Source organism: Chthonobacter rhizosphaerae, assembly GCF_013839525.1.
Classification (GTDB): Bacteria; Pseudomonadota; Alphaproteobacteria; order Rhizobiales; family Pleomorphomonadaceae; genus Chthonobacter; species Chthonobacter rhizosphaerae.
The window spans coordinates 23,052-38,726 of the sequence record NZ_JACDIS010000006.1 but is presented as its reverse complement, the minus strand read 5'-3'; the positions used below and the strand labels follow the sequence as shown (position 1 = coordinate 38,726).

The window sequence follows — 15,675 nt, the reverse complement described above, 5'->3', positions numbered from 1 at the left end:
TCGCGGACAACGCCCGCGACGGGTTGGCCCCGGCTTTCCGGGGTGACGGTCTGGACCGAGTGAAGGCGTGGGTGGTCCGGATGAACCGGACCATGACGGTTGGCGGATGGGGAGGGACAGGAGCCTGCGAATCCGCCGGCTCCTTCCGATCCGTCATCCCGGCGAAAGCCGGGATCCAACCGACGGTGCGACCGGCTGACTGTCGCGGACAACGCCCGCGACGGTCGAGCCCCGGCTTTCGCCGGGGTGACGGTCTGGACCGGGCGCGGCGGATCATCCCCGCAGTCCTGGGCACGCCGGGCAAAATCGTGGGTGGTCCGGATGAACCGGACCATGACGGTTCGCCGAGTGGGAGGGCCGGACGCCTGCGGGGCCGCCAACTCCTTCCGACCCGTCATCCCGGCGAAAGCCGGGATCCAGCCAACCGTGCGACCGGCTCCACCGTCGCGGATGTCTCCTCCCGGTCACGGTCCGCGACGCCCGCCCATTCCGGTTCGCCGCGCGCCGCGCGCCGCGGACCGGGACACCCGCCCGCCCCACTCCGGGCGACCGCATTCATGTTTTCCGGTAGGATGGACCCCCGGTCCATCCGCCGGCCGACCGCAAACGTCAAGGGTCCGATGCTCAGCGCCATCTCCAAGAAGACCGCCGAGGTGCTCGGCGCCATGCTGGTCGTGTCGTTCATCGTCTTCCTGGTGCTGGAAGCGAACGTGGAGGACGTGGCCGTGAAGGTGCTCGGCGCCTATTCGGCGCCGGACCAGCGCGCCGCCTGGCTGGCCGAGAACGGCTACAACGATCCCTTCCTGGTCCGATACGTGCGCTGGCTCTGGGACTTCGTCACCCTCGACTGGGGCCAGTCCACGCTGTTCCGCGTGCCGGTGACCGACGTGCTGCCCCAGCGGCTCGCCGCCACCGGCGTTCTCGCCGGCGCGACGCTGGCCCTGATGGTGCCGATCGCCCTCGTGCTCGGTATCGTGGCCGGCATGCGCGAGGGGTCGGCCACCGACCGGTCGGTGTCCTTCTTCTCCGTGCTCACCACCTCGATCCCGGAATTCGCCACGGCGGTCTTCCTGTCGGCCATCTTCGTGTTCTGGCTCGGCTGGCTGCCCGGCGCCTCCACCATGATCAGCGGCTTCTCGATCACCGAACTGATCCTCCCCGTCAGCGTGCTGACGCTCTACTCGGCCGGCTATCTCGCCCGCATCACCCGCGCCTCCATGGTGGAGGCGATGCGCAGCCCCTACGTGCGCACGGCCCTGATGAAGGGCGCCTCGACCTCGCGGATCGTGCTGCACCACGCCCTCCGCAACGCCCTGATCGCGCCCGTCACCGTGGTGATGCTGCAGATCCCGTGGCTCCTCTCCGGCGTGATCGTCGTGGAGGTCTTCTTCGCCTACAAGGGCTTCGGGACGCTTCTCTACGAGGCCGCGCTCAACTCCGACGTCTTCCTGATCGAAGCCTGCGCGATGGTCAGCGTGGTCGTCGTCGTCGCCACGCAGCTCATCTCCGACATCCTCTACCGCCTGCTCAACCCGCGCCTGCGCGTGGCCGTCAAGCCGGCTGGAGCCACCGCATGACCGCCATCGAGACCCGCCGCACCGGCCTGCGCGTTCCGGCCGCGCTGAAGAGCCCCACCATCCTGCTCGGCGCCGTCCTTGTCGGCGTGTGGGTCTTCGCCGCCCTGTTCGCGCCCTGGATCGCCCCCTACGACCCGCTGCAGAGCCGAGCGCCGCTGCAGCTGCCGATGTCGCGCGGGCCGGACGGCTCGCTCTACCTCCTCGGCACGGACCTCCTCGGCCGCGACATCCTCTCGCGCCTCATCTGGGGCGCGCGCGCGGTGGTGCTCTGGGCGGGCCTCGCCACGGCGACGGCCTTCGCGGTCGGGCTGGCGATGGGCCTCGTCGCCGGCTTCTACAAGGGCTGGGTGGACAAGGTCCTCTCGTTCATCGCGAACGTGATCCTGTCCTTTCCGGTGCTCGTCCTCTACATCCTGGTGATCGTCACCTTCGGGGCGTCGGGCCTCAACATCGTGCTCGCGGTGACGTTCGCCTCCGCGCCCGGCATCTTCCGCATCGTCCGGGCGCTGACCATCGACATCGCCGCGCAGGACTATGTGGCGGCCGCCATCGTGCAGGGCGAAAGCCCCTTGCGGATCATGGCGGTGGAGATCCTGCCGAACGCCGCCGGGCCGCTGATCGTCGACGCCTGCCTGAGGCTCGGCTACACGACGATCACCATCGGCGTCCTCGGCTTCCTCGGCCTCGGCCTGCCGCCCCCGACGCCCGACTGGGGCAGCATGGTCAACGACGGCCGCCCGATGGCCATCGCCTTCCCGCACATGGTGATCTTCCCCTGCATCGCGATCTCCATGATGACCCTCGGCCTCAGCCTGGTGGCCGACGGCATCCGCGAGCTCGGCCTGAGGCACGGGAGGGCGTGATGGGGGCCGGGTCGAAGTCGAGCGCGGGGGAGGGCGCGGGTCCGCGTATGACCGCCGCCGCCGCCCCCAGCCGTCAGGATCCGCGCAGGCGGACCACCCATGCATTCACCCCCTCGCTGCCCGAAGGCATGCGTGGGTTGTCCGCCTCCGCGCACGATATTGATCCGGGCGTCGCCGCCGCCCGGATCGCCGGCTCATCCTCACCTTCATGCATTCTCTCCCCCGGAGCACGGCCATGACCCACCCTTCCGTCGTCTCCGTCCAGAACCTCTCCGTCCGCCTGCCACGGGGCGCGGATCGGCCCTTCGCCGTGGAGGACGTCAGCCTGGATGTCCGGCGCGGCGAGATCCTCTGCGTCGTCGGCGAGTCCGGCTCGGGCAAGTCGGTGCTCTCGGCCGCCATCATGGGCGCCCTCCCGCGCGGGCTGACGTTCGGCGGCGGCAGCGTGCGGTTCGGCGACCGCGACCTCACGAAACTGAGGGCCCGGGACCTCCGGTCGATCCGCGGCAACGAGATCGCCATGGTGTTCCAGGACCCGATCGCCTCGCTCAACCCCGCCATCCCGGTCGGCCGGCAGGTGGAGGAGGTGTTCGAGATCCATACCGACCTGAAGCCGGAGGAGCGGCGCGCCCGGGCGCTGGCGCTCCTGGAGTCCACGCACCTGCCGGAACCGGCGCGCATCCACGGCGCCTATCCGCACCAGATCTCCGGCGGCCAGTGCCAGCGCGTGGTGATCGCCATGGCGCTCGCTCTGGAGCCGAAGCTCCTCATCGCGGACGAGCCGACCACCGCGCTCGACGTCACCACCCAGGCGCAGATCCTGCGGCTCTTCAACGAACTGCGGGGCGGCGACCAGCACGGCATCCTGTTCATCACCCACGACTTCGGCGTGGTGCGCGAGGTGGCCGACCGGGTGGCCGTCATGCGCCACGGCCGGCTGGTGGAGATCGGCCCCGCCGCCGACGTGCTCGACCGGCCGTCGCACGACTACACCCGCACGCTGATCGCCTCCGTGCCGTCGCTGAACCCGCCGGCGCGGTCCACCGACCTCTCGGCCCCGCCGGCCCTGAAGGCGGACGACCTCGTCGCCTTCTACGGCCCGGTGAAGGCCCTGAAGGACGTGTCGGTCTCCATCCCGAAGGGCGCCACCCTGGCGGTGGTGGGCGAATCCGGGTCGGGCAAGTCCACGCTCGCCCGCACCATCATCCGCCTGCACGAGCCGGACAGCGGCACCATCGCGGTCGGCGGGGTGGACTACACGGCCCTCAAGGGGCGCGATCTCCAGGCCCGCCGCCGGCTGGTGCAGATGATCTTCCAGAACCCGTTCGGCTCGCTCAACCCGCGCCGGACCGTCGGCGAGGTGCTGATGCGCGCCGGCGTGCTCGGCGGCGCAGACGCGGCCACCGCCCGCCGCCGCGCCCTGGAACTGCTCGACCTCGTCCGCCTGCCGCGCGAGGCCTTCGACCGCCGGCCGGACGCCTTCTCCGGCGGCCAGCGCCAGCGCATCTCCATCGCCCGCGCGCTCGCCATGAACCCGGAGATCGTGATCGCGGACGAAAGCGTGTCGGCCCTCGACGTCTCGGTCCAGGCGCAGGTGCTCACCCTTCTGGACGACCTGCAGAAGACGACCGGCATGACCATGCTGTTCATCACCCACGACCTGCGCGTCGCCGCCCAGATCGCCGACCATATCGCCGTGATGAAGCGCGGCGAGGTGGTGGAGTTCGGCCTCGCGCGCGACGTGCTGCGCCGGCCGAAACACCCCTACACGCGCGAGCTCGTCGCCGCCGCTCCCGGCCAGATGCGGAGCGACGCGGACGCGGCGGCCGAGTAGGGCTCAAGGCGTCCGTCGCCGACGGCGAAACGCGCGCCATGGCGGTTCTGAGGGGTGCGGCGGCGCAAACGTTCATGCGTTTCGCCCGCCGTTGCATCCTCCTACGCGGTCAGACGTGCCATTGCGCCGGACGAAGGGGGACCCGATGCTGCCTCATGAGATGAGCCGACTGGAAACCTATGCCCTCGACCTCCTGCGCACCCGCAGGAAGCACTGGAGCCTGCCGCAGCCCTTCTACACGGAAGAGGCCTTCTTCGAGATCGACATGAAGCACGTGTTCGGTCGCCAGTGGATCTTCGTGGCGCTCTCCTGCGAGGTGCCGAACCCGGGCGACTGGATCACCGTGGAGGTCGGGCGCGACTCCATCATCATCCTGCGCGACAACGACCGGCAGATCCGCGCCTTCCACAACTCCTGCCGCCATCGCGGCTCGCGCATCTGCCTGGAGCACCAGGGCAAGGCCAAGCGCCTGGTCTGCCCCTACCACCAGTGGACCTACGATCTCACCGGCGAGCTGATCCGCACCCGCTACATGGAAGGCGACTTCGACCGCTCCGAATTCGGCCTGAAGCCGGTCCACTGCGAGAACCTTTCCGGCTACATCTTCCTCTGCCTCGCCGACGAGGCCCCCGCGTTCGACAAGTTCCGCGCCGACCTGGAGCCCTTCATCAAGCGCCAGGACATCGAGAACGCCAAGGTGGCCTACACCCAGGTGCTGCACGAGAAGGCCAACTGGAAGCTCGTGATGGAGAACAATCGCGAGTGCTACCACTGCGCCTCCAACCACCCGGAACTCCTGCGCACCCTCGCCGAGTTCGACGACCCGACCGACCCGCGCGTCGATCCGAAGTACGTCGACCTGATGCGCCGCAAGAACGAGGAGTGGGACGCGCAGGGCGTTCCCCACGGCCCGACCGACCCGAACATCCGCTACCGGGCGGTGCGGCTGCCGTTCATTGACGGCCACCAGTCCATGACGCTGGACGGCACGCTCGCCTGCCGCAAGCTGATGGCCGACTTCACCGACTACGACCTCGGCTCGGTGCGCATGCTCTCCCTGCCGAACAACTGGAACCACCTCCTGTCCGACCACATGATGGCGTTCCGGGTGATGCCGATCTCCGCCCAGGAGACCATCGTGACCACCAAGTGGCTGGTCCACAAGGATGCGGTCGAGGGCGTCGACTACGACGTGGAGAAGCTGACCGCCGTCTGGAAGGCCACCAACGACCAGGACAAGGAACTGGCCGAGTGGAACCAGCTCGGCATCAACAACTCCCGCTACGAGCCCGGCCCCTATTCGGCGGTGATCGAGATGGGCGTCCGCGACCTGATCCAGTGGTACACGGACGAGCTTGAGGTCTCCCTCTGCGACACCCTCGGCCTCCCGCCCCCGGCCGTCTCCACCGCGCCGACGGAGCGCGCCGTCTACACCCCGCCCCCCGGCCGAGCCCCCGCCGCCGCCCCGGCCGCCCCGGCGGAGTGAGACGAAGCTCCCGGCAGGGCCGGAAGGGAGCCCTCGGCCGGAGCGAAGGAACGATGCGTGGGTGGTCTGCCCGACGCAGACCACGACGAACGGGCCGGTCGGCGGTTGAGACCGGCCGGCCGACGCGCCAGCCTTACTCCCGGCCGCCACCCCCGCCAGTCCAGACCGTCACCCCGGCGAAAGCCGGGGCCCAACAGTCGTCGATGGAAACCGCCACGGGCGGCCAGTCCACCCGTCGGCTGGATCCCGGCGTTCGCCGGGATGACGGAAGCGGGTCTCCCGACGCGCCGCCCTTCGTCCAGCCCGCCACCCCCGTCTGTCCAGCCCACCCCCCGCCTGTCCAGCCCGCCACCCCCGCCTGTCCAGCCCACCACCCCCGTCTGTCCAGCCCGCCACCCCCGCCAGTCCAGCCCGTCACCCCGGCGAAAGCCGGGGCCCAACCGTCGTCGATGGAAACCGCCACGGGCGGCCAGCCCACCCGTCGGCTGGATCCCGGCGTTCGCCGGGATGACGGAATGAGGTCCCCCGACGCGCCCTGGCCACGCCCCGCCGACTGCCACAGCCCACGCCCGCGGACCACGCCCGCCCCCGATCCTCGCGCGCGACCCCCGCTCGCTGTTGCCTCCGGCCGCCCCGTCGCGTATCCGTCGGCCATGCACGTTTCCCTGTTCGATTTCGAGCTGCCGCCCGAGCGGATCGCCCTTCGGCCCGCGTCCCCGCGCGACGCCGCGCGGCTGCTCGTGGTCCGTCCGGGCGCGCCGTTCGACGACCGGGTGGTCCGCGACCTGCCGGATCTCCTGAACCCCGGCGACGCGCTCGTCTTCAACGACACCCGCGTCATCCCGGCCCAGCTCGAGGGCGTCCGCCTGCGCGAGGGCGCCGAGCCGGCGCGCTTCTCCGCCACGCTCCACATGCGCGTGGGGGCGGACCGCTGGAAGGCCTTCGTAAAGGGGGCGCGCAAGCTGAAGGCGGGCGACCGGGTGCGCTTCGAAGGGGAGGGGCCCGGAACCTCGGTCTGCCTGCTCGGCGCGCTGGAGGCGACCGTTTCCGAGAAGGGCGAGGACGGAGAGGCCGAGTTCGCCTTCGACCTCGCCGGCCCGGCCCTCGACGAGGCGCTCGCCGCCGTCGGCCACATTCCCCTGCCGCCCTACATCGCGGCCCGCCGCCCGGAGGACGCCCGCGACCGGGCCGACTACCAGACCGTCTACGCCCGCGAGGACGGCGCCGTCGCGGCCCCCACCGCCGGTCTCCACTTCACGCCCGAGCTTCTGGAGCGGATCGACGGGCGCGGCCTGGAGCGGCACTTCGTGACCCTTCACGTGGGCGCTGGCACCTTCCTGCCCATGAAGGCCGACGACACCCGCGACCACAAGATGCACGCCGAGGTCGGCCACGTGTCGGCCGAGACCGCCACCGCGCTGAACGCGGTGCGCGCCCGGGGCGGGCGGATCGTGTCGGTCGGCACCACCTCGCTCCGGCTCCTCGAAAGCGCCGTCGACGAGACCGGCGCGATCCGGCCATTCGAAGGCCCAACCGACATCTTCATCACCCCTGGCCACCGGTTCCGGGCGGTCGATGCCCTGATGACCAACTTCCACCTGCCGAAGTCGACGCTCTTCATGCTCGTCTCCGCCTTCTCTGGCCTCGACGTCATGAAGGCGGCCTACGCCCACGCCATCGCGGAGGGCTACCGCTTCTACTCCTACGGCGACAGCTCGCTGCTCTTTCCCGGACCCTGAATGACCCAGCCCTTCTCCTTCCGCCTCCTCGCCACCGACGGCATGGCCCGCCGGGGCGAGATCGCCACGCCGCACGGCACGGTGCAGACGCCCGCCTTCATGCCGGTGGGCACGCAGGGCACCGTCAAGGCGATGTTCATGGATACGGTCCGGTCCACCGGCGCGGAGGTGGTGCTCGGCAACGTCTATCACCTGATGCTCCGGCCGGGGGCGGAGCGGGTGGCGGCGCTCGGCGGCCTGCACCGCTTTTCCACCTGGCCGCACACCATCCTGACGGACAGCGGCGGCTTCCAGGTCATGTCGCTCGCCCAGCTGCGCAAGCTGACCGAGCGCGGCGTCACCTTCCAGAGCCACATCGACGGATCGCGGCACGAGCTCACGCCCGAGCGGTCGATCGAGATCCAGGGTCTCCTCGGCTCGGACATCCAGATGCAGCTCGACGAGTGCGTGCGCCTGCCCGCCACCCCGGACGAGGTGGAGCGCGGCATGCGCCTGTCGCTGCGCTGGGCCGAGCGGTCGCGGGCGAAGTTCGAGGCGCTCGGCGGCCCGGCGAAAGGGCAGGGGCTCTACGGCATCGTCCAGGGCGGAGACGTGCCGCACCTGCGCGTCGCCAGCGCGGAGGGGCTGCGCGCGCTCCCGTTCGAGGGCTATTCCGTCGGCGGCCTCGCGGTCGGCGAGCCGCAGGCGGTGATGCTCGCCATGCTGGAGATCACCACGCCGGTCCTGCCCGCCGGCAAGCCGCGCTACCTGATGGGCGTCGGCACGCCGGACGACATCGTGGAGAGCGTCGCCCGCGGCATCGACCAGTTCGACTGCGTCATGCCCACCCGCGCCGGCCGGCATGGCCTCGCCTACACGCGTTTCGGCAAGATCAACCTGAAGAACGCCCGCCACATGGACGACCCCCGTCCCCTGGACGAGGAGAGCGACTGCCCGGCCGCGCGCGACTACAGCCGCGCCTACCTGCACCACCTCGTCCGCACGGGCGAGGCGCTCGGCGCCATGCTGCTCACCTGGGTCAACGTCGCCTACTACCAGACGCTGATGAAAGGCATCCGCGCGGCCATCGAGGCGGGCCGCTACGCGGATTTCGTCGCCGAGACCAAGTCGGGCTGGGCGCGGGGCGACCTGCCGCCGCGCTGACCGGCCGCGTCCACGTCGCGGCGTCGAGAAGACCGCATCGGCGCCGCCGTCAGGCGCTCACCCGCGGCTCCTTCGTCAGCTGGCATCCGGCGATGCGCCACGTGCCGTCCGCCTGCTGCTGCAGGGCGTAGAGCGCGGTCCATTCGACGCCGTCCGGATCCACCAGGAACACCTCCTGGATGAAGGCGCCGTTCCGGTCGCGGAGCTGGCCGAAGGCCACGGACTTCGGCCGGTACACCGGCCGGTAGGCGCTCCGCACCATGGACATGAACACGTCCGGGTTGGGGAAGATCTCCTGCAGCCTCGGGGACGCGAAGCTGTAGGCCGTGGAGGCGTCGTCCGCCTGGAACGCCTGGATCTGGCGATCGATCAGCGACTTGATGGACGACGCCGGATCCTCCGCGAGGGCGGGGGACGTCAGAAGCAGAAACCCGAGGCACCAACTCGCGACACGCATCGTCATGTCCTCCTGAGCCGGAATGGTCAGCATTCTGAAACATGCGGGCCGGCCGGAGGTCGACGCGCCGAGTGCCGGGACGGTCCGTCGTCCGGGGCGGGCGAGGGCGGACCATCTCACTGGAAAAGAAGGTAGCACCCTTTCCGCTCCGGAAAAGAGGCTGCACGCGGCGCCGGCGCTCAAGCGCGCCGATGCCGCGCCGTGGTCAATCGTCGTTGGACGCGTTGAGGTCCTGCGGATGCAGGACGCCGAGGTCGCTCACCGCCGCCCCGGTCCGCAGGCGCAGCGGGTCGCGCACCTCCAGCGCCATGCCGAGCCGATCGGCGAGGAGCATGGCCTCGCGCTCCGCGTCCACGAGCGGCGTTCCGAACGGAATGCGGTGCCAGGTGACGCCCGAGACCCCCTCCTCCGGGATGTCCGCATAGGCGCAGGCGGAGCCGTCGTCGGCCCGGTACACGTGGAGCGCCGTCAGGGGTTTCTGGCCGGGTGTCCGCTGGGCTGCCGACATGGGCGTCCTTCCTTCTGTCGCGTTGTTCGACGACAACGCCGAAGGCCGCGCTGAAGTTCGGCTTTGCCGAGGGCCGAGACCGGACACTTGAGCCGACGAAAGGAAACGTCAACCACAGCGCGGATTGATCGTCTGCCAATTGAACGGCCCGACGTCCGGCGCGTTTCCGCGTCGGTGCGCCAAATGAATCGGGGGGTTGCCGTGAATTTTACGCCGAGAGTCGGGCTCGCCGCCGATCCGTGGCAGCCGATCGCCTTCATGCCCGTGCACGCGCATGTGGACGTGCGCGACGCGAACGGGGTCATCGCCCGCGCCGAGTGCCGCAAGGTCGGAACGCCGCTCGTCTATGACGGCGAGCCGCTGCCGGGCCCGGCGGTCGCATGGCGGTGGCCGGCGCGCGACGCACGCTAGATCCCGGCCGATCCCCCGCGCGGGCCGATCGGCCGGCGGTCAGGCGTCCGCCAGTTGCCGCTCCGACAGCATCACGGCGGATTCCTGGCACACGAGGCGCAACTCGTCGAGACGCAGCGGCAGGAAGCGGCGGATGATGGCGCCCGCCGGGCTGTCCGGGTCGTGGGTGTCCATGGACCGGCGGAGGACGCGGCAGGTGTCCAGCACCGCCTCGGTCAGGCTGCGGCCGATCTGGCTCTCCATGGTGGTCGCCAGCGTCTCGACCTCGTCGATCGACGTCAGAAAGGCGCGATCGGCCGCAAGGGTTCGTTCCCGCTCGATCCGGTCCAGCCGGGAGCGCATCCTGGGGTGCATCGAAATCGTCATGGGCGGGCTATTCTCGACAGACAACGGTGGGCGCCTTCCGCCCCGCCCCGAAGGGCGGTTGAAGCCGCGCGCGAAACCGCGCGCGTGCAGGCGACGAGGTCGCTTGCAAACGCTATGCCGGTGAGCCGTCGAACTGAATACGCGTCATGACGTATGCGACATACAGGATCGGGCTCCTGTGTCCTTGCCGACACGCCCGCCCCGCGCGCCGCGCCCGCCCGGAGCGTTCGACGCGTCGACGCGGGCCTCGGACGCCCGTCCGTGCGGTCAGTGCGGCCGGCCCTGGGGCACGGTCGTCTCCGCCGCTATCAGGAGGTCGAGCGGCAGCCAGGGCTTGCGCATGAAGCGGGCATCGGCGGGCGTCTGCTGCCCGGCGTGACGGCCGGTCGCGATCACGCGCACCCATGGGAACCGCGCCCGCACGGTCTCGAACAGCTTGGCCGAGGCCGGTCCGGCGTCGTCCAGATCCACGAACAGGGCGACCACCTGGTCGCCGACCGTTTCCAGCTGCCTCAGGGCGTCCGCGGCGGTGTCGCATTCGATCGGGTCGAGGTCGCTTTCCTCGAAAAGCGCACCGGCCAGATGGCGTGCTTCCTCGTCCCGGTCGACGATGAGGATCTGCCGTCGCGGTATCGCCTGTCCCATGGTGGCCTCCGTCTCGATTCCCTCGGTGAACTATCCGCCAACGCCTGCTCGGCCGGTTGGTTCGAGCTTGACCGGCCAGCACTGGCGTTTTCGGCCGGCTGCGACAAAAAATCCGGTCGGGCCAGGGATGCGGGGCCGGTTCGGCTCCGTACATGGGGCATGACGCAGAACCGTTCCTTCGACGTGGTCCAGCACCTCGCGGCGCTCCGGCGCTTCGCGCGTACGCTGACGCGCGACGACACGGAGGCCGACGACCTCGTCCACGACGCCCTCGTCCGGGCCTACGAGCGGCGCGGCTCGTTCGACACCCGCCGCGGCCTGAAGCCGTGGCTGTTCTCGGTCCTGCACAACACGTTCATCGATCGGGTCCGCCGCCGCAAGGCGGAGGCCGCGCGCGACGGCGACTACGGCCGCGACGCGGTCGGCACGGTCGCCGAACCGGCCCAGGACGCCGCGGTGCGCCTGTCTCAGATCCGCCGCGCGTTCGACGCCTTGCCGCACGACCAGCGCGAGGCGCTGCACCTCGTCGCCGTGGACGGCCTTCCCTACCAGGAGGCCGCCGCCGTGCTCGGCGTGCCGGTCGGCACGCTCATGTCCCGCATCGGCCGGGCGCGCGCCGCGCTCCGGGCCCTGGAGGCCGACCGGGCGGCCGAGCCGTCGCCGCGGCCCAATCTCAAGATCGTCGGAGGACACGATGACCCGCGTTGACGCGATCACCGACATCGACCTCCACGCCTATGTGGACGACCAGCTCGACCCGGCCCGGCGCGTGGAGGTGGAGGATCACCTGGCCGCCCATCCGGACATCGCAGCCCGGGTGATGGCCGACCTCGCGGCCCGCGACGCCCTCCGGCTCGCCGCCGCCGACCTGAACCCCGATCCGCGGCTCACCGAGGCGGCGCGGGTGCTGGAGCGCGGCCTGGAGCGCCGGCGAAGCCTCTTGCCGCTCGCCCGGCTCGCGGCGGCCGCTCTCCTCGTCGCCGGCGGCTGGTACGCCCACGCGGCGTTCGGTCTTGCCGGCGTGCGCGAAAGCGTCGCCGCCACGGTGCCGCCGGTGGTGGACGGGGCGCTCGCCGCCCTGAAGACCGCCCGCACCCGGGCCGAGCTCGCCTCGCAGCCGAAGTCGGACGTCTACGATCCGGCCGAGCTGCGCCGCGCCACCAGCCTGGCCCTGCCGTCCCTGCCCAAGGACTGGCGGGTCGCAGACGTGCAGATATTCCCCTACGCGGGTGGTTTCAGCGTGGAACTGATGGCCGACGCAAAGGACGCCGGCCGCGTCTCGCTGTTCGCCGCCCGCGCCCCCAGCTTCGACGTGGTCCGCCCCACGCCGATGTCGTCCGAGGACGGCGACAGCGTCTACTGGCAGGTCGGCCAGGACGTGTTCGTGCTGTCCGGCGAAACGGAGCCCGCGCGGCTGCGGCTTGCCGCAGAGCGGCTGGCCGGCAGCCTGTACTGACCGCTTACCATCGCAACCAGAGGAAACTCATGGCCACTCCCATCTACCGCTCGCACATCGGCGTCGACAGCGCCGCCTTCGACGAGGGCCTGCGCCAGCACATGCTGCGCGTGTTCAACTACATGGGCCTCGGCCTCGTCATCACGGGCGTCGTCGCCTTCGTGGTCGGCACCACGCCGGCGCTCTACGTGCCCATCTTCTCCACCCCGCTGAAGTGGGTGGTGATGCTGGCGCCGCTCGCCTTCGTGTTCTTCTTCTCGTTCCGCATCCACGCCATCTCGGCCGGCACCGCACAGCTGCTGTTCTGGGCCTTCTGCGCCGTGATGGGCCTCTCCATGGCGTCCATCTTCCTGGTCTTCACCGGGCAGAGCATCGTGCGGGTGTTCTTCATCACCGCCGCCATGTTCGGCGCCACCGCGCTGTGGGGCTACACCACCAAGCGCGACCTGTCGCAGTTCGGCTCGCTGCTGATCATGGGCCTCATCGGCATCGTGATCGCCAGCCTGGTGAACATCTTCCTGGCGTCCGACGCCCTGCAGTTCGCCGTCTCGGTGATCGGCGTGATCGTGTTCACCGGCCTCACCGCCTACGACACGCAGAACATCAAGGCCCAGTACGCCGAGAGCTTCGGCGAGGAGAGCAACCAGAAGCTCGCCGTCTTCGGCGCCCTGTCGCTCTACCTGAACTTCATCAACCTGTTCCAGATGCTCCTGTCGCTGCTCGGCCAGCGCGAGGAGTGATCACGGCCTCGCAAGCCTGACAGCACGAGAAACTCCGGCCGGCGCCCCCGAAGCGCCGGCCTTTTTCATGCCCGCCGCCCGGGCATCCTCGCCCCCACCGTCACGCCCGCGCCGCCGCCAGCGCGTCGAACTGGTCCATGTCGGACTGGTGCAGCAGCAACACCCCGGTCGACTCCGCCAGCGCCCGCGCGGACGGCGTGTAGGCGGCGTTCGTCACCACGGCGGCAAGGTCGGCGCGGTAGTGGCGCTGGGCCGAGAAGGCTTCCTGCACCGCCTTGTTGCCCACCGGCGAGCCGTAGAGCTTGCACTGGAGCACCGCCACCACGCCGTTCTTCTCGGCCAGCACGTCGGCCCCCTGGTCGCCGGAAGCGCCCGTCGCGGTGGTCCGCCAGCCGGCCTTGGCGAGCATCTTCTCGCACCAGCGCTCGAACTCCGCCGGGCTCAGGGTCTCGGTGAAGGCGAGTTGCCGGTCGATGGCCCGGGCGCGGGCGAACACCGGCTCCTCGATCAGCCGCTGCCAGTAGCCGTCCCGGCGGGACCTGCCGAACAGCGCGCGCCGGCCTTCCGGCCCCAGCTCCGGCGCCACCACGTTGTCGAGGAAATGGTCGATCTCCGCGTCCCAGCCGCCGTCCGTCAGCACGCCGTAGTGGTCGCGCGTCACGAGGTTCAGGCGCCTGCGCGCGAGCGTCTCCAGGTGGGTGTCGACCGCAGCCTCCACGGCGTCCCGGGCCTCGCGCAGGCCCCGGTCCACCGACACGGCCGTCCGGATCATGATGGTCCCGCCGACGCCCGCCATGGCGAGCACCCCCAGCACCGCGTAGGCGCGCGTCACCTCGAAGGCCAGTCCGGCGCAAAGAATTGCGGCCGCGAAAGCCCACGTCATCGAGCCTGCCCCTCCTGATGGACCAAAACCGGAACAGGCAGAAAACGTCAGAGATCGGGTGCGCTTGTCAAGCCGCCGGCCGAACGCTGCGCGACGCCCGTCAGCGGATCGCCGGCCTCAGCGCGGACAGGAGCCGTCGCACGAGGGGAGGGCGCTCCACCGGGCCGAGCGTCTCGGCCACCACGGCGCGGATCCGTTCCGGCCCCCATTTCGGATGGTCGGCATAATAGTGGATCGTCTCCAGGGCGACCCGATACCGGTCCTCGTCGCGCTCCATGTCCCGCCCGTCCTCCGTCCCCCGCCGGGTCGTGGCGGCGGCCGCGGTCAGCGCCCCTCGCTCACCCGTCGGGGCGAAACCGCCCCGGCCACGCCGGTCACCACGTCGCGCGCGAGCCCGAGCAGGCTCGGCCGCCACGGGTCGGACACGCCGTAGTCGCCGAGAAGTGCGCTCCGGCCGAGCCGTCCGGCCAAGGCGAGCGGCGAGCGCTCGCCGTAGATCTCGGCCCGCCGGCGCGAGCGCGCCTCCAGCGTCATGTATTTATCGCGCAACTCGGCAATGCCGTCTGAAGACGCTCCGTGGCTTTTTAGGAATTCGGCGATCTCCGGCCGCCGGCCGGACCGCGCCGCCTCCAGGATGGCGTCCAGGATGTCCGCCCGGTTGCGGGCGAGCTCCACCCGCCGCCGGTATTCCGCCGTCCGGTCCTTCAGCTTGGCGGCCAGGTCGGAGCCGAGCGAGCGGTCGCTCTTCTGGCCCGACACGTTGGCCGGATGCTGCCGGTAGAGCGCAAGCTCCTCGCCGATCAGGCGCATGCGCCCGATCGCGGACGCCAGGAAGAAGAACCAGGTGTCGTGGCCGAGCCGTTCGCCCACGTTGAAGGTGTCGTCGCTCATCCGCCAGAAGGCCTCGAACAGCACCAGGTCGCGCCGGATCGTCATGGTGAAGCCGGGGAAGAAGCTGAACGGCGGCATGTCCCGCTCGGTCACCGTCCGGTCGGCGAACGGGGGCTTCAGGCGGCCCATCCGGTCGCCCTCGGCGGTCATCAGGAACACGTTGTGGGCGCTCGCCAGGATGGTCGGGTCCGCGAAGGCGGCGGCCGAGGCCTCCAGCTTGCGCGGCAGCCACACGTCGTCCTGGTCGCAGAAGGCGACCAGGTCGCCCGCGCACGCCTCGGCCGTGCGCATGAAGTTCAGCCGATAGCCGAGCCGCCCGCCGGGCGGCAGGATCCGCACCGGAAACGGCGCGTCCTCGGCGAACCGGGCGAGGATGCCCATCGTGCCGTCCGTGGAGCCGTCGTCGCCGACCACCAGCTCCGCAGGCGCCAGGGTCTGGGCGCGGATGCTCGCCAGCTGCTCCGCCAGGTACCGCTCGCCGTTGTAGGTCGCCAGGGCGATGGAAACACGAGGCTCCGTCATCGAAGTCCTTCCCGAAAGGGCTCGGGGCCGCCGAAAAGCCCTTGTCGGCGCCGCTCCCGGGCTGCGTCTAGCACGATCGGGTGCGCCGCAAAACCAGCGGGCCGGCCCCACCCGTCCGGCGCGGGCCCAGCGCGGTCCTTAACCTTGCATCAAA

The 15,675-nt window shown here is 70.7% G+C and carries 17 protein-coding genes; 10 read left to right on the top strand and 7 right to left on the bottom strand.

Annotated features, from left to right (window positions below; all coding sequences use genetic code 11):
- Positions 1–620 precede the first annotated feature (620 nt).
- From HND91_RS12205 to tgt, 6 genes are all read left to right on the top strand, one after another.
- Positions 621–1,577 (top strand): ABC transporter permease, encoded by a 957-nt coding sequence (locus tag HND91_RS12205; RefSeq protein WP_181706861.1) that lies wholly within the window; start codon positions 621–623, stop codon positions 1,575–1,577.
- On the top strand, positions 1,574–2,440 hold the full coding sequence (locus HND91_RS12200) for an ABC transporter permease (RefSeq protein ID WP_181706860.1): 867 nt from the start codon (positions 1,574–1,576) through the stop codon (positions 2,438–2,440). Before HND91_RS12205 ends, HND91_RS12200 begins: the two co-directional genes overlap by 4 nt.
- A 235-nt stretch (positions 2,441–2,675) precedes the next feature.
- Positions 2,676–4,274 carry a dipeptide ABC transporter ATP-binding protein gene (locus HND91_RS12195; RefSeq protein ID WP_181706859.1) on the top strand — a complete coding sequence of 533 codons (1,599 nt, stop codon included), beginning with the start codon at positions 2,676–2,678 and terminating at the stop codon, positions 4,272–4,274.
- Positions 4,275–4,419: 145 nt separating this feature from the next.
- Positions 4,420–5,760: an aromatic ring-hydroxylating oxygenase subunit alpha gene (locus HND91_RS12190; RefSeq protein WP_181706858.1), complete on the top strand. Its 1,341-nt coding sequence runs from the start codon at positions 4,420–4,422 to the stop codon at positions 5,758–5,760.
- Positions 5,761–6,413: 653 nt separating this feature from the next.
- Positions 6,414–7,499, top strand: a complete 1,086-nt coding sequence (gene queA / locus HND91_RS12185) for a tRNA preQ1(34) S-adenosylmethionine ribosyltransferase-isomerase QueA (RefSeq protein WP_181706857.1) — start codon at positions 6,414–6,416, stop codon at positions 7,497–7,499.
- Positions 7,500–8,642, top strand: coding sequence for a tRNA guanosine(34) transglycosylase Tgt (gene tgt / locus HND91_RS12180; protein ID WP_181706856.1), 1,143 nt, complete (start codon positions 7,500–7,502; stop codon positions 8,640–8,642).
- A gap of 49 nt (positions 8,643–8,691) precedes the next feature.
- On the opposite strand, the gene HND91_RS12175 is transcribed toward tgt, so the two are convergent.
- On the bottom strand, positions 8,692–9,099 hold the full coding sequence (locus HND91_RS12175; RefSeq protein WP_181706855.1) for a DUF4864 domain-containing protein: 408 nt from the start codon (positions 9,097–9,099) through the stop codon (positions 8,692–8,694).
- 205 nt (positions 9,100–9,304) lie between these two features.
- Positions 9,305–9,607, bottom strand: a complete 303-nt coding sequence (locus HND91_RS12170) for a hypothetical protein (RefSeq protein WP_181706854.1) — start codon at positions 9,605–9,607, stop codon at positions 9,305–9,307.
- A gap of 201 nt (positions 9,608–9,808) precedes the next feature.
- Between HND91_RS12170 and HND91_RS12165 the strand changes: the two genes are divergently transcribed.
- A complete protein-coding gene (locus HND91_RS12165; protein ID WP_181706853.1) occupies positions 9,809–10,018 on the top strand; it encodes a hypothetical protein in 210 nt (69 codons plus the stop codon).
- A 39-nt stretch (positions 10,019–10,057) separates the two neighbouring features.
- Here the strand turns inward: HND91_RS12165 and HND91_RS12160 are convergent, their stop codons facing one another.
- Together HND91_RS12160 and HND91_RS12155 are read right to left on the bottom strand one after the other, a co-directional pair.
- Positions 10,058–10,384: a hypothetical protein gene (locus HND91_RS12160; RefSeq protein WP_181706852.1), complete on the bottom strand. Its 327-nt coding sequence runs from the start codon at positions 10,382–10,384 to the stop codon at positions 10,058–10,060.
- Between the two features lie 267 nt (positions 10,385–10,651).
- A complete protein-coding gene (locus HND91_RS12155) occupies positions 10,652–11,029 on the bottom strand; it encodes a DNA-binding transcriptional response regulator (protein WP_181706851.1) in 378 nt (125 codons plus the stop codon).
- A 159-nt stretch (positions 11,030–11,188) separates the two neighbouring features.
- Here HND91_RS12155 and HND91_RS12150 point away from each other — a divergent pair, with 159 nt between their 5' ends.
- Genes HND91_RS12150 through HND91_RS12140 form a run of 3 tightly spaced genes read left to right on the top strand, consistent with a single transcriptional unit; the run spans position 11,189 to position 13,225 of the window.
- Positions 11,189–11,737, top strand: a complete 549-nt coding sequence (locus tag HND91_RS12150; protein WP_181706850.1) for a sigma-70 family RNA polymerase sigma factor — start codon at positions 11,189–11,191, stop codon at positions 11,735–11,737.
- Positions 11,724–12,485, top strand: a complete 762-nt coding sequence (locus tag HND91_RS12145) for an anti-sigma factor family protein (protein WP_181706849.1) — start codon at positions 11,724–11,726, stop codon at positions 12,483–12,485. The genes HND91_RS12150 and HND91_RS12145 overlap by 14 nt, the downstream gene beginning before the upstream one ends.
- A 29-nt stretch (positions 12,486–12,514) precedes the next feature.
- Positions 12,515–13,225 carry a Bax inhibitor-1/YccA family protein gene (locus HND91_RS12140; protein WP_181706848.1) on the top strand — a complete coding sequence of 237 codons (711 nt, stop codon included), beginning with the start codon at positions 12,515–12,517 and terminating at the stop codon, positions 13,223–13,225.
- A 100-nt stretch (positions 13,226–13,325) separates the two neighbouring features.
- Here the strand turns inward: HND91_RS12140 and HND91_RS22760 are convergent, their stop codons facing one another.
- The 3 genes from HND91_RS22760 to HND91_RS12125 all read right to left on the bottom strand — a co-directional run bounded on the left by HND91_RS22760 (position 13,326) and on the right by HND91_RS12125 (position 15,521).
- Positions 13,326–14,108 carry a restriction endonuclease gene (locus tag HND91_RS22760; protein WP_246329454.1) on the bottom strand — a complete coding sequence of 261 codons (783 nt, stop codon included), beginning with the start codon at positions 14,106–14,108 and terminating at the stop codon, positions 13,326–13,328.
- 100 nt (positions 14,109–14,208) lie between these two features.
- Entirely contained in the window at positions 14,209–14,385 is a 177-nt protein-coding gene (locus tag HND91_RS12130) for a hypothetical protein (RefSeq protein WP_181706847.1), read from the bottom strand.
- A gap of 47 nt (positions 14,386–14,432) precedes the next feature.
- Positions 14,433–15,521 (bottom strand): glycosyltransferase, encoded by a 1,089-nt coding sequence (locus tag HND91_RS12125; protein WP_181706846.1) that lies wholly within the window; start codon positions 15,519–15,521, stop codon positions 14,433–14,435.
- Between the last annotated feature and the right edge of the window lie 154 nt (positions 15,522–15,675).